Source organism: Micromonospora sp. WMMD754 (assembly GCF_049315235.1).
In the GTDB taxonomy this organism is placed as follows: Bacteria; Actinomycetota; Actinomycetes; order Mycobacteriales; family Micromonosporaceae; genus Micromonospora; species Micromonospora sediminicola.
Window position 1 is genome coordinate 1206443 of the sequence record NZ_CP186058.1, and the last position, 24237, is coordinate 1230679.

The window sequence follows — 24237 nt, forward strand, 5'->3', positions numbered from 1 at the left end:
GGGGTGCGCCCCACCGGGTGTTCCGGCGGGGCGCACCCCCGTGACCCGAGCCGACCGGTCAGGCCTTCGGCGCGAGGTTGAAGTCGATGATCTGGTCCGGGGTGAGGTTCTGCTTGAGCGCGCCCGCGCCCTGCAGCAGCGCGATGCTCTTGGCCACCCGGCCACTGTCCAGCGTGCCGATCGCGGTGCCGGAGTTGCTCGACCGGACGTACGCGGCCATCAGCTGCAGCTCCGCGGCGGACGCGGCCGGGTTCGCGGCCGGCACGTTCTTCTTCAGGATCTCGCCCGCCTCCTCCGGGTGCTCCAGGGAGTACTCCAGGCCCTTGAGCAGAGCGGCCGTGAACTTCTTGACCATCTCCGGCTTCTCCTTGGCGATCTTCGTGGAGGTGATCAGCGCGTTGCCGTAGAGGTCCTGCATCACGTTGCTGTAGGGCAGCACGACCGGCTTCTTCTTGGCCACCGCCTCGACCGTCGGCTGGCCGACGACGAACTGGCCGATGCCGTCCACCGAACCCGAGCCGAGCATGCCGATCAGGCCCTGCGCCTCACCGTTGACCCAGGTCACCTTGCTGCCGTCGATGCCGGCCAGCCGGGCGTACGTCGGGAAGAGGTTGCGCACGACGGACGTCGGGGTGTCGGCGAGCTTCTTGCCCTCGAGGTCCTTCGGGGTGGCGATGTTCTTGCCCTCGACCGTGACGATGGCCGCCATGGTGCGCTGCTGGATCGCGGCCACCGCGACGAAGTCCTTGGCCTGGCCGTTGCCCATCTGGAGGATGCCACCGGTCAGGTCGATCGGGCCGAAGTCGGCCTGGCCGCCGGTGACGGTCTGGATGACGGAACCGGTGCCCTGGCCGGGCTTGATGTCGACGTCGAAGCCGGCCTCCTTGAAGAAGCCCTTGTCCTTCGCCACCCAGGCGTAGGAGTCACGGCCGAAGTTGCCGAACGAGGTGAGGTAGGTCACCTTCTCCAGCGCCGCGCCGTTGCCGCCGCCGCCCTCGGACTTGTCCGAGTCGCTGCTGCAGCCGCCGACGAGGGCGAGGGCGGTCGCCAGCGCCGCGGCGGCGACCGTACGGGTCAACCTTCTCATCAGTGCACCATGTCCTTTCCGACCAGGACTTCTTCGCCGGTCGGGTCGTGGGTCCGACGGGGTCGGCAGGAGGGGCAGCCGACTGGACCGTCGTGAGGGGACTCTTCGCGCGCAACAGCGTACGAGAAGGCTGATGACGCGCCGCAACCGTCCGGGTTGCGGAAAGGAAACGAAGTTGCGTGACGGAAAGCGGACTGACGTCCACCCCGGACGGTGCTATAAGCACGATCCCCGCTACGCTAGCCCGGCTCACGTTCGCGACGACGGTGGAAGGGAGCCGGCGGGAGATGATTCGACTGTCCGGGGTGTCCCGCACCTTCGACGGCCGTTCGGGGCGGGTGGAGGCACTGCGCGGCATCGACCTCGACGTCGCCGAGGGTGAGTTCGTCGCCGTCCTGGGCCGGTCCGGCTGCGGCAAGTCCACGCTGCTGCGCATGATCGCCGGCCTGCTGCCGGTCACCGCCGGCGAGATCACCGTCGCCGGCACGCCGATCACGAAGCCGCGGCGGGACGTGGCCATGCTGTTCCAGCGGCCGGCCCTGCTGCCCTGGCGCACGGTGCTCGACAACGTCCTGCTGCCGGTGGAGATCTTCGGCTGGAGCCGGGCCAAGCACCGCGACCGGGCCCGCGAGCTGCTGGAGATGGCCGGGCTGGGCGGCTTCGAGAAGCGCCTGCCGCACGAGCTCTCCGGCGGCATGCAGCAACGCGTCTCGCTCTGCCGGTCGCTGATCGGTTCGCCTCGGGTGATGCTGATGGACGAGCCGTTCTCCGCGCTCGACGCGCTGACCCGGGAGGAGCTCTCCGGCGAGCTGCAGCGGGTGCACATGGACACGAAGGCCACCATCGTCTTCGTCACCCACTCGATCGACGAGGCGGTGCTGCTGGCCGACCGCGTGGTCGTGCTCAGCCCCCGCCCCGGCCGGATCCGCGAGGTGGTCGAGGTGGCCGTGCCCCGGCCCCGCACCCTGGGCCGGCACGCGCACCTGGCCGACGTCGCGCGGATCAGCGCCGAGCTGCACGAACTGCTGATGGAGCGGGACGCCCCGGGCGTACCCGCGTCGGCCGGCCCGGCGGACCCGCCGGCCGCGTCGACCGAGACGCCGCCGCGGGCCGCGGCGGCGGGAGGACGGTGACCATGCGGGTCTCGGTCTTCACCGAACCCCACCGCGGAGCGGACTACGACGACCAGCTCCGGTTCGCCCGGCTCGTCGAGGAGACCGGCTTCGAGGGCTTCTTCCGGGCCGACCACTACCGGGCCATGGGAGACGAGCCGGCGCTGCCCGGCCCCACCGACGCCTGGCTCACGCTCGCCGCGCTGGCCCGGGAGACCTCCCGGATCCGACTCGGCACGCTGGTCACCTCGGCGACCTTCCGCCTGCCCGGACCGCTGGCCGTCATGGTCGCCCAGGTCGACCGGATGAGCGGCGGCCGGGTCGAGCTGGGCATCGGCGCCGGCTGGTTCGAGCGCGAGCACACCGCCTACGGCATCCCGTTCCCGCCGGTCAACGAGCGGTTCGACCGCCTGGCCGAGCAGTTGGAGATCGTCACCGGGCTGTGGCGCACCCCGCTCGGCGAGACGTACAGCTTCACCGGCGAGCACTACCGCCTGACCGACGCGCCCGCGCTGCCCAAGCCGGTGCAGCAGCCCGGCCCGCCGGTGATCGTGGGCGGCCGCGGCCCGAAGCGCACCCCCGAGCTGGCCGCCCGGTACGCCGACGAGTTCAACATGCCGTTCAAGAGCGTCGCCGAGACGGCCGCCGCGTACGAGCGGGTCCGCGAGGCGTGCGACCGCACCGGCCGCGACGCCTCCGGCCGCGCGCCCCTGACGCTCTCCGCCGGCGTCGTGGTGGCGATCGGACGCACCGACGCCGAGGCACGGCGCCGGGCCGCGCCGCTGCACGTCACCAGCGCGCTCCCGCCGGAGGACCCGGTGGTCGGCTCCCCGGCCCAGCTCGTCGACCGGCTCGGCGAGTTCGCCGCGGTCGGGACCACCCGGGTCCACCTGCGGCTGATCGACTTCGACGACCTCGACCACGTGGAGCTGATCGCTGCCGAGGTGCTCCCCCAACTGGACGGACCACGATGACCGACCTCTCCGCCGAACCCGAACTCGGCCCGGTGGGCCAGGAGATCGTCTTCGAGAACGACCGGGTACGCGTCTGGCACATCCGGCTGGAGCCGGGCGAGCGGCAGCCGCTGCACCGGCACGACCACCCGTACCTGGTGGTGGCGGTCCAGGGAGCGAAGAACGTGGTGCAGACGATCGACGGCGTCACGATCGACGCCGACGAGCCCACCGGCGGGGTGGTCTACCGCGACCCGGGCGCGGTGCACATGCTGACCAACGTCGGTGACACCACCTACCTCGCCCGTCTGGTCGAGTTGACGTAGCCACGCCGACGGGGTTCGCCGCGCCGCGCGGCGGCAAGGTGGCGATCGGCGGCACCGGGCCGTAACGTGCCCGACATGGCCTTTCGGACGTGGGGCAGGCTGCTGCTCACGGCGCTCGGGGTGAGTGTGCTGGCCGGTGCCGGCCAGCTCGGCATCGCGTACGGCTTCGGCGTCGTCCGACTCGACGGCGCGTTCGTCGACGCCTCGGTCAACCGGTGGCCCGCCCAGCTCGCCTGGGTCGGCTGGTTCGCCGCGGTCGCCACGGTCGCCGGGGCCGTCCTCACCGAGCGCTTCGCCCGCCGGGACGAGGTCCCCGCCGGCACCACCGAGCTGCTCTCCGTCGCCGGCGTCAGCGCGCTGGGCGCGATCGTGGTCGCCCCGCTCTGCATGCAGCCGGCCCGCGCCGCCGAACTGGGCGGCTCGGTCGACCCGGTGTGGGCCGCCGGCATATGCGCCGCCCTCGGCGCGGTGGTGGGCGCGGGCGCGGCCATCGCCGTGCTGCTCAAGCCGCCGTTCGGCTGGGGCGTCGCGGGCACCGCCGGGATCGTCTGGCTGCTCGCCCTGCTCTCCGTCGCGCCGACGATCGTCGCCAACCGCCCGCTGGCCACCGTACGGCTGGGGGTCCTCGAACCGTCCTGGCTGGACCCGGCCGCGGCGCAGCGGCTGGCCATGCTGCTGCTGCCGGTGCTGGCCCTGCTCGCGGGCGGCGCGGTCGGCGTGCTGGCCCGGCGGGCCGGGCACCCGCCGCTGGTCGGCGGTGCGGCCGGGGCGGCCGGCCCGGTGCTGGTCGCCTTCGCCTACCTGACCGCCGGCCCCGGGACCGCGACCGACCGCTACCAGCTCGCGCCCTACTACGGCGCGCTGATCGCGGTCGTCGCCGGAGCGCTCGGCTCGACCGCCACCACCGTGCTCCCCCGGCCGATCGGCGCGGCCGGCGACGCCGTGGAACCGACCGACATCCTGGCGCCGCTGCCGCCCACGACCACCGGCGCCGCTTCGGCCACCGGCACCACCGTCGCGGCCACCGGCGCGGCGGCGTCCCCGGCCGCGCCCGGCGGGCCCGCACCCGCGCACTGGGACTGGCCGGAGACCGGCGGCTCCGCCGGCGCGTCCCCCGGCCCTCGGCACGTCGCCCCGGAGCAGCCGGCCGTTCCGGGGCCACCCACCGGGTCGGGCCAGCCGGACGACGAGGACCACGCCCGCACCCGCCCGGTGTCCGGCCTGTTGTCCCCGGGCCGGCGGACCTCGGCCATCGACGTGCTGGCCGCCGGCCGGCCCGGGCCGCAGCCGTCGGCCGGGCCGGACCCGACCGACACCCCACCGCGTCCCCGAACCGATGCCGCCGCCGCGCCGATGACCGCCACCGCGCCGGCCCCGGTCACTGAGCCGGCCCCGGCGGTCGCGGAGACCGCGACCGGCGGCAGCCCGGCCGCCGACGCGCCGACGGCCACCGGCGGGGCGACCGCCTCGACCAGCGGGGCCGTCGAGCCGGAACCGGAGCCGCGGACCGACCCGGCGGCGTCCGCCCCCCGCCCGGCCGAGACGCCCCCCGCCCCGGCACGCGCCGCGCGGGCACGACGCGGCCGGGCGGCCGAGCGGTCCACCGACGACCGGACGCCGACCGGAGACACCCCCGCCGCCGAGAGCGGTACGCCCGAGCCGGTCACGGCACCCGACGCGACGCGGAGCCCGACGCGCGACGCCGCCGTACCGGCGGTGGACGCCGCCGTTCCGGGTGACGAGGGCACCGGCCGGCCCACCCGGTCGCGCCGCACGCGCGCCTCCCGGACCAGCCGGAGCGACGCCGCGCCGGTGTCCGCCACCACGCCACCGGCCGGGGACGGCCCGCCGGCGGGCCCGATCGCCGCGGCCACCGCCTCCGCCCCGCGCGACACCGCCGACCCGACACCGCCCGACCCGACACCGCCCGACCCGGCGCCGCCCGGCCCGACACCGACCGGCCCGACACCGACCGACCCGGCGCCGGCCGCCACGGGAACGCCGGCCGCCACGGAGAAGCCGGGCGGCGCGGACATGCCGATCGTCCCGCCGGCCGTCGAGTCACCGGTCGAGCCGAAGCTGGCCCGCGCCCGGAGCTTCTTCTTCGACGACGCCGAGCCGGCCGGCCCGCCCGCCGCGCCCCCGTCGCCCCGGCCCCGGTTCCCCATCTTCGAGGACGTCGCCGAACGGCCGGGCGAGGTGCGACCGGCCTGGCCGATCGCCAGCCGGCCGACGCGTCCGGACAGCGCGAGCGGGCCGGGCGGGCCGGCCACCGGCCGGGACGGCGACGACCGGGCCGCCCGCGCCGAGCCGGCCCCCCGCCCCCGGCACCAGGGACTGCCCGAGCCGGGCCGGAGCACCGGTTGGGACGCGCTGGCCACCAACGCCCGGCCCGCCGGCCCGACCGTCCCGGAGCCGCCCCGGACCGCCGCCGACACGACCGTGCCGGCGCAGCCCGGTCCCGTTCCGGACGGCGCCGAGCCGGACCCGACCGGGGAGCGGGGGCGGCACGCCGACCCGGAGGACGCCGACGCAGTCGGCGGGAAGACCAGGGCCCGGCGGGGCTTGTTCCGGCGCAACCGGGCCAAGGGCGAGCCCGATCCGGCAGACCGTACGGCCGAGCCGGACGCCACGACCGACGACGAGTACGTCGACTGGGTCGCCGGTCTCGCCTCGGACGACAACGCCGACGACGCCCGCTCGCTGCGGACCGGCCGGCACCACCGCGACTGAGCCCTCCGGGGCCGGGGAGAGCCCCGGCCCCGGAAACGCTCAGGCCAGCGGCAGGTAGACCCGGGAACCGGAGGCGACGAACTCCTCGGACTTGCCGCGCATGCCGCGCGCCGCGTAGTCCTTCAACTCCTGGGTGATCTTCATGGAGCAGAACTTCGGCCCGCACATCGAGCAGAAGTGCGCGGTCTTCGCCGGCTCCGCCGGCAGCGTCGCGTCGTGGTAGGCCCGCGCGGTCTCCGGGTCGAGCGCCAGGTTGAACTGGTCCTCCCAGCGGAACTCGAACCGGGCCTTGGACAGCGCGTCGTCCCACGCCTGCGCGCCGGGGTGCCCCTTGGCCAGGTCGGCCGCGTGCGCCGCGATCTTGTAGGCGATCACGCCCGCCTTCACGTCGTCCCGGTCCGGCAGCCCGAGGTGCTCCTTCGGCGTGACGTAGCAGAGCATCGCGGTGCCGAACATGCCGATCATCGCCGCGCCGATCGCGGAGGTGATGTGGTCGTACGCGGGCGCGACGTCGGTGGTCAGCGGACCGAGCGTGTAGAACGGCGCCTCGTGGCACCACTCCTGCTGGAGGTCGACGTTCTCCTTGATCTTGTGCATCGGCACGTGCCCCGGGCCCTCGATCATCACCTGGACGTCGTGCTCCCAGGCGACCTTCGTCAGCTCGCCGAGCGTGCGCAGCTCGGCGAACTGCGCCTCGTCGTTGGCGTCCGCGATGGACCCGGGGCGCAGGCCGTCGCCGAGGGAGAACGTCACGTCGTAGCGGGCCAGGATCGCGCACAGCTCGGCGAAGTTCGTGTAGAGGAAGTTCTCCTCGTGGTGCGCCAGGCACCAGGCGGCCATGATCGAGCCGCCCCGGGAGACGATGCCGGTCACCCGGTCCACGGCGAGCGGCACGTACGGCAGCAGCACCCCGGCGTGCACCGTCATGTAGTCGACGCCCTGCTCGGCCTGCTCGACCACCGTCTCGCGGAACACCTCCCAGCTCAGCTTCACCGGGTCGCCGCCGACCTTCTCCAGCGCCTGGTAGATCGGCACGGTGCCGATCGGCACCGGGGCGTTGCGCACGATCGCCTCGCGGGTCTCATGGATCCGCTTACCGGTGGACAGGTCCATCACGGTGTCCGCGCCCCACCGGGTCGCCCAGGTGAGCTTCTCCACCTCCTCCGCCACCGACGAGGTCACCGCCGAGGTGCCGATGTTGGCGTTGACCTTGACCAGGAACGCCTTGCCGATGATCGCCGGCTCGCACTCCGGATGGTTGACGTTCAACGGCAGCACCGCCCGCCCGGCCGCGATCTCGTCCCGGACGAACTCCGGCGCCACCGACTCCCGGATCGCCACGAACTCCATCTCCGGGGTGACGATCCCGGCCCGGGCGTACGCGAGCTGCGTCGGCCGCTTCCCGTCCACCCCGGCCAGCGGGGTGCCGGCGCCCCGGACCGGCGCCACGTCGCCGCGCTCGGTGATCCACGGCCCGCGCAGCGCGGGCAGCCCGACCTCCGGGTCGGAGCCGGGGCCGGAGGTGTCGTAGAGCCGGACCGGCGGGTTGTCCCCGGTCAGCGCCACCTCGGCGAACGGCACCCGGACGTCCGGCCGGGACCCTTCCACGTACACCTTGCGACGTGCCTGCATGACAGCCTCCCTGTCGGTCAAGCGGACCAGCCGAAGTGGTCCAGCGGGCCGCGACCCGCGCCCAGCTCCCAGCTCCGCGCGCCGGTCAGCGCGCGGGTGACGTACTCCTTGGCGGCCTCCACCGCGACCGGCACCGGGTCGCCGGAGGCCAACCGGACCGCGACGGCGGCCGCGAACGAACAACCGGTGCCGTGGTTGTGCCGGGTGTCCACCCGGGGCGCGCGCAGCAGCCGCGTAGTCCCCCCGCCCGCCAGCACGTCCACCGACTCGCCGGCCGCGTCCACGTCACCGCCGGTCACCACCACGAACGCCGGTCCGCGCGCCGCCAGCGCCTCGGCCGCCGCGACCATCTCCTCGACGGTGCCCACCGGGCCTCCCGTGAGGGCCGCGGCCTCCGCGCAGTTCGGCGTCGCCACCTCGGCGTACGGGAGCAGCCGCTCGACCGCCTCCACCACGCCGAGCCGGTGCCCGCTGGTGGCGACCAGCACCGGGTCGACGACCAGCCGGGGCAGCCTCCCGGCCCGGGCCGCCTCGGCCACCGCGTCGGCGACCGCGGGAGTGCCGAGCATCCCGGTCTTCACCGCGCGGACGGCGAAGTCGCCGAGCACGCTGTCCAGCTGGTCGCGCACGGTCTGCGGGGGCAGCGGCAGGACCGCGTCGACGCCCCGGGTGTTCTGCGCGGTGACGGCGGTGAGCACGCTCGTGCCGTACGCGCCGAGCGCGGCGAACGTCTTCAGGTCGGCCTGGATGCCGGCGCCGCCCCCGGAGTCGGAGCCGGCGATCGTGAGGATCGTGTCTGGCGTCACTGCTCTCCTTCTCCGGTGGTTGCGGTTGAGGGCTGCGGCCGACCGTGCCCACTCCGGGCGGTCAGGCTTGATCCCTCCGTGGTCACGGTCGGCCGCAGCCCTGTCTCGTGGGGACGTTCGCCGGGACGCGCAGGGCTGGTGACAAGGTGGGTGGCCGCCTCCTGGAAGGCTCTGCCCAGCGTGGTGGCGGTTTCTCTCGGGTCGTCGGCGCGCATGATCGCGCCCAGCACGGCTACGCCGGCGGCGCCCGCCTCGACGCATGCGGTGACCTGAGCCGGGGTTTCGATGCCGCCGAGGGCGAGCACCGGCGCAGGGCTGACCGCGATCAGCTTGCGCAACCCGTCCGGGCGCAGTGCCGGGCCGTGGCCGGGCTTTGTCCTTGTCTCGTGGACCGGCGACAGCGTCACGTAGTCCTCGGTGGTGAGCCGGGCCAGCTCGGCGGTGTCGTGGCAGGAGCGGCCGACCAGTCCGACGGCGGGCGGCGGGTACGGGCCGGCGGCGGGCAGATGCACCGCGTCCCCGTCGAGCGGGTCCGGTCCGGCGACGACGAGCGTGCCGCCTGCCTCGGCGAGGATCGCGCGCAGGTCGACGGCGAGCGCGAGGCGGTCGGCGCGGGGCAGGTCCTTCTCCCGCAGCACCACCCACCGCACTCCCCCGCCCACGGCACCCGCGACCACGTCGACGAGCGCCCCCCGAGCGACCCGCCGATCGGTCAGCACCACGACCCCGGTCGGGGCGGCGTGAATCTTGGTACGGGGCCGCCCCTCCAGGGGCGCATCCGTACCAAGATCCGCAGCGCGTACGGCGGTCACAGGTCGGGCCGTCCCTCGTCCGGCGTGGACGCCAGGGCGTGGAAGCGGCGGGCGATGCGGCCCGCGCCGTACGCCAGGCGGCCGGCCTCGACCGCGTACCGCATCGCCGTGGCCATCGCCACCGGGTCGGCGGCCCGGGTCACGGCGCTGGCCAGCAGCACCGCGTCGCAGCCCAGCTCCATCGCGAGCGCGGCGTCGGAGGCGGTGCCGATGCCCGCGTCGAGCACCACCGGAACGTCGACGGCCTGCCGGATCAGCCGGATGTGGTGCGGGTTGCCGATGCCCAGACCGGAGCCGATCGGCGACCCGGCCGGCATCACCGCCGCGCACCCCACGTCGGCCAGCCGCCGGGCCAGCACCGGATCGTCCGAGGTGTACGGCAGCACGGTGAACCCGTCCGCAACGAGTTCCTCGGCGGCGCGCAGCAGCTCCACCCCGTCGGGCAGCAGCGTGCGCTCGTCGCCGATCACCTCCAGCTTCACCCAGTCGGTGTCGAACGCCTCCCGGGCCAGGTGCGCCGTCTTCACCGCCTCGACGGCGGTCCGGCAGCCGGCCGTGTTGGGAAGCAGCCGTACGCCGCACCGCTCCACCAGGTCCAGCAGGCCGCCCGACCCGCCTGGCGTGGTGTCCACCCGGCGCAGCGCCAGTGTCACCAGCTCGGTGCCGGAGGCGCGGATCGCCTGCTCCAGCACGTGCAGGTTGGCCGCGCCGCCGGTGCCGAGGACGAGCCGGGAGCCGAACCCGACCCCGCCGATCTCCAACGCGGACATCCGCCTCACCCGCCCTGCGTGGCGCTGAGCACCTCGACGCGGTCGCCGTCGCACAGCACGCTCGCCGACCAGCTGCCGCGCGGCACCACCTCGCCGTTCACCGCGACCGCGAGGCCGCGCTCCCGGTCGGTGACCGTACGGACCACCTCGGCCACGGTGACGCCGTCGGGCAGCGTCCGTTCCGTGCCGTTGACGATCAGTTCCACCTGGGCTCCTTCCCGAACCGGTCCGGGGTGAAGGGGGCGAGTGCCGGATCCGGCTCGCCGCCGACGATCAGTTCGGTGACCAGGTCGGCGGTGACCGGGGTGAGCACGATGCCGTGCCGGTGGTGGCCGGTGGCGGCGAGCACGCCCGGCCGCCCGGGCAGTGGCCCCATGATCGGTGCGTTGTCGGGCGTACCGGGGCGCAGCCCGGCGACGGCCTCCACCAGCTCGTACTCGACGAGTTCCGGCACCAGCTCGGTGGCGGCGCGCAGCAGCGTCAGCACGCCTCCGGCGGTGACAGCGGTGTCCGCGCGCTCCTCGACGGTCGCGCCGACCACCACCTCGCCGCTATCCCGGGGCACCAGATAGACCGCCTCGCCGTCGGCGTACCCCCGGATCACGTGCCGGAAGCCCGGCGGGCCGCCGGCGGGCGCGCGGAGTCGCAGCACCTGGCCCTTGACCGGCCGGACCGGCAGGCCGGTCAGCGCCGCCGCGCCGCAGCCCGCCGCGGCCACGGTGACCCGGGCGTCCACCTCGGACAGCGCGCCGACCCGCACCGGCCGCAGCGTGACGCCGGCCCGCTCGGCCGCCACGCGCAACGCGGTGACCAGCCGGCGCGGGTCGACCTGGTGGTCGCCGGGCGCCACGGCGCCGCCGCGCACCCGGGGGGCCAGCGCCGGCTCGCGGTCGCGCAGCTCCGAGGGGCGCAGCGGCGTGATCGGCAGTGCCAGAGCCTGTTGGTACGACCACAGCCGCCGCGCCTCGGCCAGGTCGTCGGCGGTGAGCCCGACGACGAGCGTGCCCTCGGTGCGATGCCCGAGGTCGACGCCGCTCGCCGCGGTCAGCTCCGCGGCGAACGCGGGCCAGCGGGCGGCGGACGCGACCAGCAGCCCGGTCAGCTCGTGCTCCCCGAAGTACGCCTCGGCGACCGGCGAGAGCATCCCGGCGGCCACCGAGGAGGCACCCGACCCGGGCCGGTCGTCGTACACCACCACGCGCAGCCCGCGCTGGGCGCACCGCCACGCGATCGCCCACCCGATCGGCCCGCCACCCACCACCGCCACGTCGGTAAGGAAGGGCCCCCTGTTAACGCCTCCGGTAGAGGAAGGGCCCCTGCTTAACACGTCAGCGCACCGAGCAGCTCGGCGGTTGCCCGGGCCGGGTCGGCCGCCCCGCTGACCGCCCCCACCACCGCCACCCCGTACGCCCCGGCGGCCCGCAGCGCCGGCACGGTGGCGGCGGTCACCCCGCCGATGGCGATCACCGGCACGTCCACCGCCCCGGCGACGGCGCGTACCCCCGCCGGGCCGATCGGCGTGGGCAGGCCGGACTTGGTGGCGGTGGCGTGGCACGGGCCGACGCCCAGGTAGCTCGCGCCGGCGGCGACGGCCGCTCGGGCGCCGTCCGGCTCACGGGCGGTGGCGCCGAGCACGGCGTCCGGGCCGAGCACCCGGCGCGCGGCGGCGACCGGCAGGTCGTCCGCCCCGACGTGGCCCCCGCCGGCGGCCACCGCCACCGCCACGTGCAACCGGTCGTTGACCAGGCACCGCGCCCCGTACGGCCGGCAGGCGTCGACCACCAGGCGGGCCAGCTCGTACGCCTCCCGGTCGGTGGCGTCGTCCTCCACGCGCACCTGCACGACGAGGTCGGCACCCGCCACGGGCAGGGCGGCACGCAGCACGGCGAGCGGGTCACGCCCCGGCCGGGTGTCGGTGATGAGATGCAGTCGTCCCAGGGACGGCACGGCAACGCTCCTCCCTGCGCCGGCATTACCCGGATCAGGTTCGACGGTCGGGGGCTCCCAGCCCCCCTCTCAGCCCGGTCCACACCGGGCTCCCGTGGGTCACTTGCGGCCTACCGTACGACGCCTCCCCGTCGGACGGAAGACCGGGTGACGTTTTTCCCAGGAACCGTCCACATGCCGTACCGGGACCACGGGTGACCGTCTCGTCACGACACGCTGCCGGGATGTCCGTTCCCGTCCGGGTCCCGCGCCGCCTGGCAATCCTGCCGTTCCGGGGCAGCCGTGCCGTCTCCGAAGGGCTGCTGACCTGGACGATGCTGCGCGGGCCGACATGGATCCGCCTGTTGCCTGACGTGTACGTGCACCGCGACGCCCACCGCGCCGACGACCACCGGATGTGGTGCGAGGCGGTGGCGTTGCGCCTGCCGCCGGGTGCCGCGCTGGCGGGACGCAGCGCCGCCTGGATGTTCGGGGTGGACCTGCTCGGCCGGGACGCGCCCGTGACGGTGCTGCTGCCGCGCCCCGCCCGGCTGCGCCCGCACCCACGCCTGTCGGTCGCCCGGTCTCCGTTGCCCGACCGGGATCGGACCCGGTTCGGCGGGCTCCCCGTCACCACCACCCTGCGCACCGCGTTCGACCTGGGTCGGCAGGGGGCACGCGTCGACGCGCTGGTCGCCCTCGACGCGCTGCTACGCCGCCGGGTGGTGACGCTGCCCGCCGTGCGCGTCTACGCCGCCGACCGACCGGGCTGGCCGGGCGCTCCGCTGCTGCGCGAGGTGTTGGCGCTGGCCGAGCCGTCGAGCGAGTCCCCGATGGAGACCCGCCTGCGGCTGCTCCTCCTCGACGCCGGCCTCGGCCCGCTCGTCGCCCAGCACGAGGTACGCGCGGGCCGGCACTTCGTGGCCCGGGTCGACCTGGCCTGGCCGGCGCTCCGCCTCGCGATCGAGTACGACGGCGACCACCACCGCGAGCGGGCTCACTTCCGCCGCGACGTGGCGCGCCTGAACGCGCTCCGCGCGGCCGGTTGGGTGGTGCTCCGGTTCACCGCCGACGACGTGTTGCGCCGTCCGGACGCCACCGTCGCCCTGGTCCGCCAGGCCCTCGCCGAACGCCTCACCACCGCACCGCCGCACTGACCCGGTGTCCCCACGCGCCGCGCCCCCAAGCGCCCACACCCGAACGCCACGCCCGACGCCCCGCCCGAACGCCTTGCCCCTCGGCCCGGCCCGACGCCCGGCGCGCCGCCCCGCTCCTCGGCCCAGCCCGACGCCCGCCTCCGCCCGACGTGCCGCCCCGCCCGTCAGCCCCGCCCCGCCCGTCGGCCCGCCCCGCCCGTCGGCCCCCGCCCCGCCCATCGGCCCGCCCCGCCCATCGGCCCCCGCCCCGCAGTAGGCGGGCCAGGTCGACGCCGTCCGGGCGGTCGTAGCGCTCCTCGGTCCTGAGACGCCACGGACGTCAGCCCCGCCCGCAGGCACCCATGACGTTCCACCCGCCGCCAGGACCGGCCGTGGGTGGAACACCATGGGTGCCTCAGCGCTCGTTTGACACCCATGACGTTCCACTCACGGTGAGCGCTGGCGCTGAGTGGAACACCATGGGTGTCTAGCCGGGGCGGCACTCGCCGGTGGATCGCCAGGGGAAACGTGGCGCGCCGAGGGTGGCTGCGGCGCAGGCCGCCACGCTGAAGGTGGCCGCCGACGGTCGCCACTCGGACGGTCAGCCCGCCCGAGGGCCGCCACGCGAAGAACGGCCACGCCGCATCGCCCCGGCGGCCCACCACGCCGAAGGGCGGCCACGCCGAAGGGCGGCCACGCCGAAGGGCGGCCACGCCGAAGGGCGGCCACGCCGAAGAACGGCCACGCCGCATCGCCCCGGCGGCCCACCACGCCGAAGGGCGGCCACGCCGAAGAACGGCCACGCCGCATCGCCCCGGCGGCCCACCACGCCGAAGGGCGGCCACGCCGAAGGGCGGCCACGCCGGCGGGGATCCGTCAGAGGAGGGCGTCGAGGGCGTCCAGGTCCTCGTCGGACGGCTGCCAGGTGCCCGCCTCGGCGTTGGCGCGTACCTGCTCGGGCGTGGTGGCGCCGGCGATCACCGAGGTCACCGCGGGCCGGGCGGCCAGCCCGCCGATGGCCACCTGGAGCATGCTGATCCCGCGCTCGGCCGCGTACGCCTCGATCGCCTCGATGGTGTCCCAGCGCGCGGCGGCCAGCCGCTCGGCGTACCGGCCGCCGCCGGCCAGCCGGCTGCCCGCCGGGGGCGCCTCGTCGCGCTTGTACTTGCCGGTGAGCAGCCCGTTCGCGAGCGGGAAGAACGGCAGCATGCCGAGGCCGAACCGCTCGCAGGCGGGGATCACCTCGTCCTCCACGCCGCGTTCCAGCAGCGAGTAGTGGTTCTGCGCGGAGATGAACCGGGTGCGGCCCTGCGACGACGCGGTCCAGTCGGCGTCGGCGATCTGCCACCCGGCGAAGTTGGAGTTGCCGAGGTAGCGCACCTTGCCGGCGGTCACCAGGTCGTCCAGCGCGGCGAGCGTCTCGTCGATCGGCGTGCCCGGGTCCGGCTCGTGCATCTGGTAGAGGTCGATGTGGTCGGTGCCGAGCCGGCGCAGCGACGCCTCGACCGCGCGGGCGATGTAGCGGCGGGCGCCCCGGGCGCCGTGATCCGGCCCGTTCGCGCCGTGCATGTCCATCCCGAACTTGGTGGCGACCACCACGTCGTCGCGGCGTCCCTTGAGCGCCTGCCCGAGCAGCTCCTCGGAGCCGCCCTGCGGCTCGCCGTAGATGTCGGCGGTGTCGAAGAAGGTGATCCCGGCGTCGAGCGCGGCGTCCACCACCGCCCGGGTGCCGTCGCTGTCGAGTTTGCGGCCGAAGTTGTTGCAGCCGATGCCGACCACGGACACCACGAGTCCGGAGTCGCCCAGCCGGCGGTAGGTCATCTCACTCACGAGATCCACCCTATGCCCGCGCCCGTGCCGCCACCCGGCGAGCGCCGGGCCGGGTCACCGCCGAGGTGAGTCGTCCGCGGCATCAGCTCCACAGGCGTCCGGCGGACGCCCCGCGCCACGCCGCGCCGCCACGCCGCCGTCACGCCACGCCGCCGTCACGCCACGCCACGCCGCCGCCGCCGCGCCACCATCGCCGAACGTCCGCCTGCCCACGCGCCACGCCGCACGACCAGCACCGAACGTCCGCCCGCCCACGCGCCGCGCCGCACGACCGCCGCAGACCGCTCAGCCCAGCACGTCGGCGGCCAGCGCGCGGGCGTCGGCGACCGTCGCCGCCAACTCCAGCGGGGTACGCCCCACCGCGCCGAACAGCGCGTGCGCCCGGTCGGCGAAGTCCGGCGGCGCACCCGGCAACCGGCCGGCGGCAGTGATCATGCCCTTCTCGTTGACCAGCCACCGCCCCGCCCGGCCGTGCAACGCGTGCGCCAGCACCCCGACGACGCGGAACAGACACCCGGCGACGTAGCCGGCGTCGCCCCCGGCCGCCCCCTTCGCCGCGCCGTCGAGCAGCAGCCCGGTCTCCCAGCCGCCGGCCAGCAGCGCGGCGCCGAGCGCGGGCGGGTAGTCGACGGTCTCGGCCCGCAACGCGGTCAGCTCACCGGTCGGGTCGCCGAGCACCTGCCCGAGCGCCACCTCCCCCGCGTACGCGTGCGAGTAGAAGCCGAGCGGATGACCGGCCTGCACCTGCACCGTGTAGTGGCCGGCCCGGCAGTCCGCCCAGATCCGCCGCACGCGGTCCAGGTCCCGGTAGATCCAGTCCACCGCTGCCCCGCCGACGCGCAGCCAGCCGCCGCCGTCGACCCAGGGCCCCCAGTCACCGGGCGCGGTGAGGTCCACCGGGCCGTCGGCGACCGAGGCGGCCACCGCGCGCAGCGCGGCCAGGTCCGGCTCGCCCCGGTAGTAGAGCCCGAGGTCCCAGTCGGAGTCGGGCCGGTGGTCGCCGCGGGCCCGGCTGCCGCCGAGCGCCACCGCGACCACGCCGTCGACCGCGCACAGCCGGTCGACCAGTCCCTGGTCGATCATCCGACGTCCCAGACCGGTTCCGGCGTCTCGACCACGTCGCCGTCACCCCGGAACAGCACGAACCGGTCGAAGGTACGGGTGAACCAGCGGTCGTGGGTCACCGCGATCACCGTCCCCTCGAAGGCGGTCAGCCCGGCCTCCAAGGCCTCGGCGGAGGCCAGGTCGAGGTTGTCGGTCGGCTCGTCGAGCAGCAGCAGCGTGGCCCCGGACAGCTCCAGCAGCAGCACCAGGAACCGGGCCTGCTGGCCGCCGGAGAGCGTGCCGAACCGCTGGTCGCCCTGGCCGGCCAGCTCGTAGCGGGACAGCGCCCCCATGGCCGCGTGCCGGTCCATCCCGGCCCGGTGCTCGTCACCGCGCCACAGCACCTCGACGAGCGTCTTGTCCATCAACTCCGGCCGGTCGTGGGTCTGCGAGAAGTGCCCCGGCCGGACCCGCGCGCCGAGCCGGACCACGCCGCCGTGCGCGACCGGCGCGAGGGCGGCGGCGCCGTCGACAGGCGTGTTGCCCGGGTCCGGATCGGTGCCGCCGCGGGCCAGCAGCCGCAGGAAGTGCGACTTGCCGGTGCCGTTCGCGCCGAGCACCGCGACCCGGTCGCCGTACCAGAGTTCCAGGTCGAACGGGTACGTCAGGCCGTCCAGCTCCAGCTGCTCGGCGATCACCGCCCGCTTGCCGGTCCGCCCGCCGGTCAGCCGCATCCGGATGTCCTGGTCCTTCGGGGGTACGGGCGGCGGCCCGGCCTCCTCGAACTTGCGCAACCGGGTCTGCGCGGCCTGGTACCGCGAGGCCATTCCCGAGTTGTACGCGGCCTTCTGCTTGTACATCAGCATCAGCTCGCGCAGCTTCTCGTGCTCCTCGTCCCAGCGCTTGCGCAGTTCGTCGAGGCGGTCGTGCCGGGCCACCCGAGCGGAGTGCCAGCTCGCGAAGCCACCCGGGTGCACCCAGGCGCTGCCGCCCTCGACGGCCACCACCCGGTCGGCGGTCTGGGCCAGCAGCTCGCGGTCGTGCGAGACGTAGAGCACCGACTTGCCGGACTCGCGCAGTCGCGCCTCCAGCCACCGCTTGCCGGGCACGTCGAGGAAGTTGTCCGGCTCGTCGAGCAGCAGCACCTCGTCCGGGCCGCGCAGCAGCAGCTCCAGCGCGAAGCGCTTCTGCTGGCCGCCGGAGAGCGTGCGTACCGGCCGTTCCCGGGCGCTGTCCCAGGGCAGGTCCAGCACGACGGTGGCGACGGTGTCGAAGAGCACCTCGGCGTCGTACCCGCCGGTCTCACCCCAGGCGGCGAGGGCGTCGGCGTACGCGAGCTGGGTCTTGGCGGCAGCGGAGCTGTACTTGCCGCGGACCTCGGCCGACCGCATGGCCGCCTCGGTCTCGGCGAGCCGCCGCCCGGCGTCGCGCAGCGCCGGCGGCGCCAGCGACAGGGCCAGGTCGGCGAGCGTCGACTCGTCGCCGATCATGCCGATGAACTGCCGCATCACGCCGAGCCCGCCGCTGCGGGCGATCACGCCGGTGCGCACCGGCAGGTCACCGGCGACCATCCGCAGCAGCGTGGTCTTGCCGGCGCCGTTGGGGCCGACGAGCGCCACCTTGGCGCCCTCGCCGACCCGGAACGACACGTCGCCGAACAGCTCCCGGCCGTCCGGGAGGATGTGCCCGACCCCTGCCACGTCCACGTATCCCACGCGGGCATCCTGCCCGAGCGGGCCACGCGGGCGACACCCGATTACCGGGTGACCCGGAGCACCCGGTAGCCCTTCTGGCTGGCGTGCCGGTCGACCTGCCATCCCTGCTCGACCAGCCAGCGGTGCAGCGAGTCGCCGCCGAGGTGGCGGGCGACGACCAGCCACGCCACGCCGTCCGGGGTGAGCCGGGGCAGCCAGCGCAGCAGCAGGTCGTGCAGTTCCGCCTTGCCGATGTGGATCGGCGGGTTGGACCAGATCTGGGTGAAGGTGACGTCCGCCGGCATCTCGTCCGGGGCGACGGCGCGGACCCGGTCGGCGGCGTCGACCCGGGCCGCGTTGGTGGTGGTGAGGGCGCGGGCCCGCTCGTTGACGTCCACCGCCCAGACCGTGGCGGCCGGCGCGACGGTGGCCAGGACGCAGGTGATCGGGCCGAACCCGCACCCGATGTCGAGCAGCGGACCGGTCTCGCCGGCGGAGGGCAGTGCCGCCTTGCGCAGCAGCACCGCGGTGCCGGGGTCGAGCCGGTCGGCGGAGAAGACGCCGGCGGCCGAGGTGAGGGTGTAGTCGCGCCCGGCGACGGAGAACTCGACCTCGCGCGGGCGGGCCGGGGTCGTCGGTTCAGCGGTGAAGTAGTGGTCGCCGGTCACGTCCGGCATTGTCGCACCGGCCGGCAGCGGGCCCGGCGACGGTGCGGCGGGGAGCATCGGACGCCACTCCGCCAGAATTTCCCGATATTACCCCTGAAAGGGACAATCGGCCCTACTCTATCCCACATGGTGTACCGGTACGAGTCCGACGAGGACGCCTTCCTGGAGTACCCGAAGCCCGGGTCGGCCCCCACCGGGCCCGGAGCCGCGACGCCGCCGCCCGCGGGCCCGTCGCCCTCCCGCTTCCCCACCCCGTCGCTGCCACCGGCCCGGCCGGCCGGCGACGCCGCCCGCGCGCCCGCGCCCGCGCCGCCGGCGCCGACGCCGGGCCGCCCCGCGCCGCCCCGGGAGCCGTCCCCGGTGCCACAGCCCGCGCCGCCGGTCCCGCAGCCCGTGCCGGCCGCGACCGCCCGGCCGACCGTGCCGATCCCGGCCAGCCCGACCGCGCGTACCGGCGACGCGTGGGACCCGCCGCGGACCCGGCACACCGACCGCCGGCGCGGCGGCCGGGTCCTGCAGACGCTGATCGGCGGCGCCGCCGTGCTGCTCCTGCTCTCGCTGACCGGGCTGGCCGTCGCGGCGCTGCTCGACGAGCGGGTCACCACCCCACCGGCCGGCCAGCCGACGCCGCAGCCGACGGTCGAGCAGACCACCGCGCCCGCCGGGTCCGACCTGGACTCCCGGGACACCGACCAGGCGGCGCTGACCGCCAAGGAGGTCTTCCCGGCCAAGAGCCTGGTGATCACCGACGGCAAGCCGGCCTACCGGGTGCTCAAGACCCAGGCGAGCGCCAACTGCGCCTCCGCCGCCACCGGCGAGATCGCCGACCTGCTGGTCCGGCTCGGCTGCAACCAGGTGGTCCGGGGCACGCTCCGCTCCCCCGACGGCGACCACCTGGTCACCGCCGGCCTGTTCAACCTGACCGACGTGGCCAGCGCCCAGCGGGTGCGCGACCGGATCCGACCGCTGCTGGACGACCGGCAGGGCCGCTTCCGCGGCATGAAGGCGGGCGACGACACCGAGGCGGTGGAGAAGGCCGCCGCCCGGGTCGGCTGGCAGGTACGCGGCCACTACGTCGCCTACTGCCTCGTCACCCGCGCCGACGGGGAGCGCATCCCGACCGACGACACCACCGCCCGCGAGATCATGTACGACCTGATCGAGCTGCACCTGAACCGGAGCGTGCTGGACCGCCGGGCCGCCGGCGGGACGGCCGGCCAGCCCACCGACGGTCCGACCGAGGACAGCGCCGGACAACGCGGCTCGGACGACTGAACCCGGCCCGCCGACGGCCCGTCACCCCACGCGGGGTGGCGGGCCCTTCCGTGTCCGCTCAGCCCTCCGCGACGGGCACGCGCAGCCGGCGGGTGAGGTCGGCGCGGCGGGCGTACTCGGCGGGGTCGGTCGGGTAGCCGACCTCGACCAGCGCCAGGCCGTGTGCCGGCGCCACGGTCACCTCGCTGGACCGCTCCCGGCGGCTCAGCAGGCCGGCCGGCCACTCCACCGGCCGCCGCCCGTCCCCGGCGACCAGCATGGCGCCGACCAGGCTGCGCACCATGTTCTGGCAGAACGCGTCGGCCTGCACGGTGGCGACCAGGATCCCGTCCGGGTCGCGCCGCCAGTCCAGCCGGGTCACCTCGCGCAGCGTGGTGGCGTTCTCCTTGCGCCGGCAGTACGCGGCGAAGTCGTGCTCGCCGACCAGCCCGGTCGCGGCGGCGTTGAGCGCGGTCAGGTCCAGCGGCTTCGGCCAGGCCAGGGTGTCCCGGCGGCGCAGCGGCTCGGCGCCCCAGGGCGCGTCGGTGACCCGGTACTCGTAGCGCCGGTAGGTGGCCGAGAACCGGGCGTCGAAGTCGGCGGGGACCTCGGTCATCGCGCGGACCCGGGCGTCCGGCGGGAGGAGGCGGGCCAACCGGCGCAGCAGCCGCCCGTCGTGCTCGCGCCACACCTCGGTGGGCAGGTCCAGGTGGCAGACCTGCCCGGTGGCGTGCACCCCGGCGTCGGTGCGCCCGGCCACGGTCAGGCCGGTCGCGGTGCCCGCGCCGAGCACCAGGTCCAGGGCCTCCATGAGCACCCCGGCGACCGTGCGCCGGGTGGGCTGGGGCGCCCAGCCGGAGAAGTCCGTGCCGTCGTACGAGACGTCCAGCCGCAGCCGGGTCCGCTCGCTCACCTCGTACCTCCGTTGACGGCGTCGGGCCCGGCACCCCACGAGGGGGTGCCGGGCCCGACGATGCTGCCTGCGATCAGGCCTTGTCGTTCTCGGTGGCCTCGTCGCTGTCCTCACGGGCGGCGGCGGTGTCGCCGGACGCGGAGACCGGAGCCTCGGCGTCCTGGTCACCGGCGCTGGACTTCGGGGCCTCCTCGGCCGGGGCCAGGGCCTCGACCTTGTCCTGCTGGGCGGCCTTGCGGGCGGCGGTCTTCTTGTTCGCCTTCGGCTCGGCGACCTGAAGCTCCTCCACCAGCTCGATGATCGCCATCGGAGCGGCGTCACCCTTGCGCGGGCCGGTCTTCACGATCCGGGTGTAGCCACCGTTGCGGTTGGCGTACCGGGGCGCGATCTGGTCGAACAGGGAGTAGACCACGTCCTTGTCCTTGACGACGCCCAGCACCCGCCGACGCGAGGCGAGGTCGCCGCGCTTGGCCTTGGTGATGAGCTGCTCGGCCAGCGGACGCAGCCGCCGGGCCTTCGTCTCGGTGGTCTGGATCTTGCCGTGCTGGAACAGCGCGGTGGCCAGGTTGGCCAGCATCAGCCGCTCGTGCGCGGGGCTGCCGCCGAGGCGGGGGCCCTTGGTGGGCGTGGGCATGCTTGGTGCTCCTCAGGTGTGGCGGCAGCGCGGACTAGAGCTGCTCGGTCTCGCGGTAGTCGTCGGTGTCGTAGTCGGCCTCGCCGAAGGCGTCCACGACGTGCGCCGGGTCGAAGTTCGGAGCCGAGTCCTTCAGCCCCAGGCCCATCCCGGCGAGCTTCATCTTGACCTCGTCGATCGACTTCTGACCGAAGTTGCGGATGTCGAGAAGGTCGGCCTCGGTACGCCCGATCAGCTCACCAACGGAGTTGATGCCCTCGCGCTTGAGGCAGTTGTAGGAGCGGACGGTGAGGTCCAGCTCCTCGATCGGCAGAGCCAGGTCCGCCGCCAGCTGGGCGTCCTGCGGGGACGGCCCGATGTCGATGCCCTCGGCGGTCTCGTCCAGCTCGCGGGCGAGCCCGAACAGCTCCACCAGCGTCGAGCCGGCCGAGGCCAGCGCGGTGCGCGGGCCCATCGACGGCTTGGTCTCGACGTCGATGATCAGCCGGTCGAAGTCGGTCCGCTGCTCGACCCGGGTCGCCTCGACGCGGTACGTCACCTTGAGCACCGGCGAGTAGATCGAGTCGACCGGGATCCGGCCGATCTCGGCGCCCGCCTGCTTGTTCTGCGCCGCGGTGACGTAGCCCCGACCCCGCTCGACGGTCAGCTCCATGTCGAGCCGGCCCTTGCCGTTGAGGGTGGCGAGCTTCAGGTCCGGGTTGTGCACCGAGACACCGGCCGGGGGCTGGATGTCACCGGCGGTCACGTCGCCCGGGCCCTGCTTGCGCAGGTACATGCTGACCGGCTCGTCGTGCTCGGAGCTGACGCACAGCTCCTTGATGTTCATGACGAGCTCGACCACGTCCTCCTTGACCCCGGGGATCGTGGTGAACTCGTGCAGCACACCGTCGATCTTGATCGAGGTGACCGCCGCGCCCGGGATGGACGACAGCAGCGTGCGCCGCAGCGAGTTGCCCAGCGTGTAGCCGAAGCCGGGCTCCAGCGGCTCGATGGTGAACCGGGAGCGGGTCTCGTTGATCGACTCTTCGGAGAGAGACGGTCGCTGGCTGATGAGCATCTTTTCTCTTCTCTTCCGGGGCGCCCGCTATTTGACGCCCACGACACAACTGTTCCGGTGGCCCGCCCCGGAGGGCGGGCCACCGCAGCGAGCCCTTACTTGGAGTAGAGCTCGACGATCAGCTGCTCCTGGACCTGGGTGTCGATCACCTGACGGGCCGGGAGCGAGTGCACGAGGACCTTCATCTGGCTGGGGATGGCCTCGAGCCACGCCGGAACGGTCTTGGAGCCGGCCTCGGCCTGCGCGACGATGAACGGGGTGAGCTCCTTGCTCTTGCCCCGGACCTCGATGATGTCGTGCTCCTTGACGCGGTACGACGGGATGTCGACCTTCTTGCCGTTCACCATGAAGTGACCGTGCTTGACCAGCTGACGGGCCATGTCCCGGGACTTGGCGTAGCCGGCCCGGTAGACCACGTTGTCGAGCCGCGACTCGAGGATCTGAAGGAGGACCTCACCGGTCTTCGCCTTCTTGCCCACGGCCTCTTCGTAGTAGCCGCGGAACTGCTTCTCGAGCACGCCGTAGACCCGACGGGCCTTCTGCTTCTCACGGAGCTGGAGCAGGTACTCCGTCTCCTTGGTCCGACCGCGGCCGTGCTGCCCGGGCGGGAACGGCCGGGACTCGAACGGGCACTTCGGACCATCGCACTTGCTGCCCTTGAGGAACAGCTTCATCTTCTCCCGCCGGCAACGGCGGCAGTCAGCACCGGTGTAACGAGCCATCTCTCTCTAACCTCTCAGACCCGGCGACGCTTCGGCGGACGGCACCCGTTGTGCGGCTGCGGGGTGACGTCGGAGATCTGCCCGACCTCCAGCCCAGCGGCCTGCAGCGAACGGATGGCGGTCTCCCGGCCGGAGCCGGGGCCCTTGACGAACACGTCGACCTTGCGCATGCCGTGCTCCATGGCCCGACGCGCGGCGGCCTCGGCGGCCAGCTGCGCGGCGAACGGGGTCGACTTGCGGGAGCCCTTGAAGCCCACCTGGCCGGACGAGGCCCAGGAGATGACCGCACCGGTCGGGTCCGTGATGGACACGATGGTGTTGTTGAAGGTGCTCTTGATGTGCGCCTGCCCGTGGGCGACGTTCTTGCGTTCCTTGCGCCGGACCTTCTTGACGGCGGCTCCGGCACGAGCCTTCGGTGGCATAAGTCTGTGCGCTCCTAGTTACTTCTTGCCGGGCTTCTTCTTGCCGGCCACGGTCCGCTTCGGGCCCTTCCGGGTCCGCGCGTTGGTCTTGGTGCGCTGACCACGCACGGGCAGACCGCGGCGGTGCCGGATACCGGCGTAGCAGCCGATCTCGACCTTGCGGCGGATGTCAGCGGCGACCTCGCGGCGCAGGTCGCCTTCAACCTTGTAGTTGCCCTCGATGTGGTTCCGGAGCTCGACGAGCTCCTCGTCCGTGAGGTCGCGAACGCGCTTGTCCGGCGAGATGCCGGTCGCGGCGAGCGTCTCCAGGGCGCGGGTGCGACCGACCCCGAAGATGTAGGTGAGCGCGATCTCCATCCGCTTCTCGCGGGGGAGATCCACGCCGACTAGACGTGCCATGTGCGGGCGTACTCCTCATGATTGTGGCGGAGGTGTGGACCCGTCCCACCCCGCTGCCCGAGCGGGCCCCGGCCTCCGACCGGGGGTCAACCACGAGAGGTACGCGCTGCGCACCGTCCGCGGCTGGGACGAGCTGGTGATGTGTGGGGCGTCAGCCCTGGCGCTGCTTGTGGCGCGGGTCGGTGCAGATGACCATGACCCGGCCGTGCCGGCGGATCACCCGGCACTTGTTGCAGATCCTCTTGACGCTCGGCTTGACCTTCACGGTTGCCTTACTTCCCATCTGGCCCGGAGACGCGACGGAGCG

The 24237-nt window shown here is 74.5% G+C and carries 25 protein-coding genes and 1 riboswitch; of the genes, 6 read left to right on the plus strand and 19 right to left on the minus strand.

Annotation, left to right across the window (positions count from 1 at the left end):
* Positions 1-58: 58 nt before the first annotated feature.
* On the minus strand, positions 59-1087 hold the full coding sequence (locus tag ACN27B_RS05620) for an ABC transporter substrate-binding protein (protein ID WP_099163649.1): 1029 nt from the start codon (positions 1085-1087) through the stop codon (positions 59-61).
* Between the two features lie 287 nt (positions 1088-1374).
* Between ACN27B_RS05620 and ACN27B_RS05625 the strand changes: the two genes are divergently transcribed.
* The 4 genes from ACN27B_RS05625 (at position 1375) to ACN27B_RS05640 (ending at position 6211) form a co-directional block, all read left to right on the plus strand.
* Positions 1375-2220: an ABC transporter ATP-binding protein gene (locus ACN27B_RS05625; protein ID WP_253866160.1), complete on the plus strand. Its 846-nt coding sequence runs from the start codon at positions 1375-1377 to the stop codon at positions 2218-2220.
* Between the two features lie 2 nt (positions 2221-2222).
* Complete coding sequence (locus ACN27B_RS05630) at positions 2223-3173, plus strand: LLM class F420-dependent oxidoreductase (RefSeq protein WP_099163648.1); 951 nt, start codon at positions 2223-2225, stop codon at positions 3171-3173.
* Positions 3170-3478, plus strand: a complete 309-nt coding sequence (locus ACN27B_RS05635; protein ID WP_091570158.1) for a cupin — start codon at positions 3170-3172, stop codon at positions 3476-3478. The genes ACN27B_RS05630 and ACN27B_RS05635 overlap by 4 nt, the downstream gene beginning before the upstream one ends.
* Positions 3479-3553: 75 nt before the next feature.
* Positions 3554-6211: a hypothetical protein gene (locus tag ACN27B_RS05640; RefSeq protein ID WP_099163647.1), complete on the plus strand. Its 2658-nt coding sequence runs from the start codon at positions 3554-3556 to the stop codon at positions 6209-6211.
* A 39-nt stretch (positions 6212-6250) separates the two neighbouring features.
* Here the strand turns inward: ACN27B_RS05640 and thiC are convergent, their stop codons facing one another.
* From thiC to thiE, 7 genes are all read right to left on the minus strand, one after another.
* On the minus strand, positions 6251-7843 hold the full coding sequence (gene thiC / locus ACN27B_RS05645) for a phosphomethylpyrimidine synthase ThiC (RefSeq protein WP_099163646.1): 1593 nt from the start codon (positions 7841-7843) through the stop codon (positions 6251-6253).
* Between the two features lie 17 nt (positions 7844-7860).
* Entirely contained in the window at positions 7861-8649 is a 789-nt protein-coding gene (thiD, locus tag ACN27B_RS05650) for a bifunctional hydroxymethylpyrimidine kinase/phosphomethylpyrimidine kinase (RefSeq protein ID WP_422743800.1), read from the minus strand.
* A complete protein-coding gene (locus ACN27B_RS05655; RefSeq protein WP_422745855.1) occupies positions 8646-9395 on the minus strand; it encodes a thiamine phosphate synthase in 750 nt (249 codons plus the stop codon). The genes thiD and ACN27B_RS05655 overlap by 4 nt, the downstream gene beginning before the upstream one ends.
* 62 nt (positions 9396-9457) lie before the next feature.
* Positions 9458-10231 carry a thiazole synthase gene (locus ACN27B_RS05660; protein ID WP_422743803.1) on the minus strand — a complete coding sequence of 258 codons (774 nt, stop codon included), beginning with the start codon at positions 10229-10231 and terminating at the stop codon, positions 9458-9460.
* 5 nt (positions 10232-10236) lie between these two features.
* Positions 10237-10437: a sulfur carrier protein ThiS gene (gene thiS, locus ACN27B_RS05665; RefSeq protein ID WP_422743805.1), complete on the minus strand. Its 201-nt coding sequence runs from the start codon at positions 10435-10437 to the stop codon at positions 10237-10239.
* Positions 10428-11558, minus strand: coding sequence for a glycine oxidase ThiO (gene thiO / locus ACN27B_RS05670; protein WP_422743807.1), 1131 nt, complete (start codon positions 11556-11558; stop codon positions 10428-10430). The genes thiS and thiO overlap by 10 nt, the downstream gene beginning before the upstream one ends.
* Entirely contained in the window at positions 11552-12178 is a 627-nt protein-coding gene (gene thiE / locus ACN27B_RS05675; protein ID WP_099163641.1) for a thiamine phosphate synthase, read from the minus strand. Before thiE ends, thiO begins: the two co-directional genes overlap by 7 nt.
* Positions 12173-12284, minus strand: a riboswitch (TPP riboswitch). Its footprint overlaps the gene before it by 6 nt.
* A gap of 118 nt (positions 12285-12402) precedes the next feature.
* Between thiE and ACN27B_RS05680 the strand changes: the two genes are divergently transcribed.
* A complete protein-coding gene (locus tag ACN27B_RS05680; RefSeq protein WP_099163640.1) occupies positions 12403-13314 on the plus strand; it encodes an endonuclease domain-containing protein in 912 nt (303 codons plus the stop codon).
* An 855-nt stretch (positions 13315-14169) separates the two neighbouring features.
* On the opposite strand, the gene ACN27B_RS05685 is transcribed toward ACN27B_RS05680, so the two are convergent.
* The 4 genes from ACN27B_RS05685 to ACN27B_RS05700 form a co-directional block, all read right to left on the minus strand.
* Positions 14170-15132, minus strand: a complete 963-nt coding sequence (locus ACN27B_RS05685) for an aldo/keto reductase (RefSeq protein ID WP_172967917.1) — start codon at positions 15130-15132, stop codon at positions 14170-14172.
* Between the two features lie 276 nt (positions 15133-15408).
* On the minus strand, positions 15409-16206 hold the full coding sequence (locus tag ACN27B_RS05690) for a nucleotidyltransferase domain-containing protein (protein WP_099163638.1): 798 nt from the start codon (positions 16204-16206) through the stop codon (positions 15409-15411).
* Positions 16203-17882, minus strand: coding sequence for an ABC-F family ATP-binding cassette domain-containing protein (locus ACN27B_RS05695; protein ID WP_422743811.1), 1680 nt, complete (start codon positions 17880-17882; stop codon positions 16203-16205). Before ACN27B_RS05695 ends, ACN27B_RS05690 begins: the two co-directional genes overlap by 4 nt.
* Before the next feature lie 41 nt (positions 17883-17923).
* Entirely contained in the window at positions 17924-18529 is a 606-nt protein-coding gene (locus tag ACN27B_RS05700) for a class I SAM-dependent methyltransferase (protein WP_099164906.1), read from the minus strand.
* Positions 18530-18655: 126 nt separating this feature from the next.
* On the opposite strand from ACN27B_RS05700, the gene ACN27B_RS05705 reads away from it, so the two are divergent.
* A complete protein-coding gene (locus ACN27B_RS05705; RefSeq protein WP_253866158.1) occupies positions 18656-19804 on the plus strand; it encodes a hypothetical protein in 1149 nt (382 codons plus the stop codon).
* 58 nt (positions 19805-19862) lie between these two features.
* Here the strand turns inward: ACN27B_RS05705 and truA are convergent, their stop codons facing one another.
* The 7 genes from truA to rpmJ all read right to left on the minus strand — a co-directional run bounded on the left by truA (position 19863) and on the right by rpmJ (position 24195).
* A complete protein-coding gene (gene truA / locus ACN27B_RS05710; RefSeq protein WP_099163636.1) occupies positions 19863-20696 on the minus strand; it encodes a tRNA pseudouridine(38-40) synthase TruA in 834 nt (277 codons plus the stop codon).
* Between the two features lie 73 nt (positions 20697-20769).
* The gene (gene rplQ, locus ACN27B_RS05715) at positions 20770-21330 is read right to left on the minus strand and encodes a 50S ribosomal protein L17 (RefSeq protein ID WP_091570109.1); all 561 of its coding nucleotides are present in this window, start codon (positions 21328-21330) and stop codon (positions 20770-20772) included.
* Between the two features lie 34 nt (positions 21331-21364).
* Complete coding sequence (locus ACN27B_RS05720; protein WP_007073009.1) at positions 21365-22387, minus strand: DNA-directed RNA polymerase subunit alpha; 1023 nt, start codon at positions 22385-22387, stop codon at positions 21365-21367.
* Positions 22388-22482: 95 nt separating this feature from the next.
* Positions 22483-23109 carry a 30S ribosomal protein S4 gene (gene rpsD / locus ACN27B_RS05725; RefSeq protein WP_091570104.1) on the minus strand — a complete coding sequence of 209 codons (627 nt, stop codon included), beginning with the start codon at positions 23107-23109 and terminating at the stop codon, positions 22483-22485.
* A 14-nt stretch (positions 23110-23123) separates the two neighbouring features.
* Positions 23124-23531: a 30S ribosomal protein S11 gene (gene rpsK, locus ACN27B_RS05730; RefSeq protein WP_014440747.1), complete on the minus strand. Its 408-nt coding sequence runs from the start codon at positions 23529-23531 to the stop codon at positions 23124-23126.
* A gap of 18 nt (positions 23532-23549) precedes the next feature.
* Positions 23550-23930: a 30S ribosomal protein S13 gene (rpsM, locus tag ACN27B_RS05735; RefSeq protein ID WP_013288614.1), complete on the minus strand. Its 381-nt coding sequence runs from the start codon at positions 23928-23930 to the stop codon at positions 23550-23552.
* 151 nt (positions 23931-24081) lie between these two features.
* The gene (gene rpmJ, locus ACN27B_RS05740) at positions 24082-24195 is read right to left on the minus strand and encodes a 50S ribosomal protein L36 (protein ID WP_012184307.1); all 114 of its coding nucleotides are present in this window, start codon (positions 24193-24195) and stop codon (positions 24082-24084) included.
* Between the last annotated feature and the right edge of the window lie 42 nt (positions 24196-24237).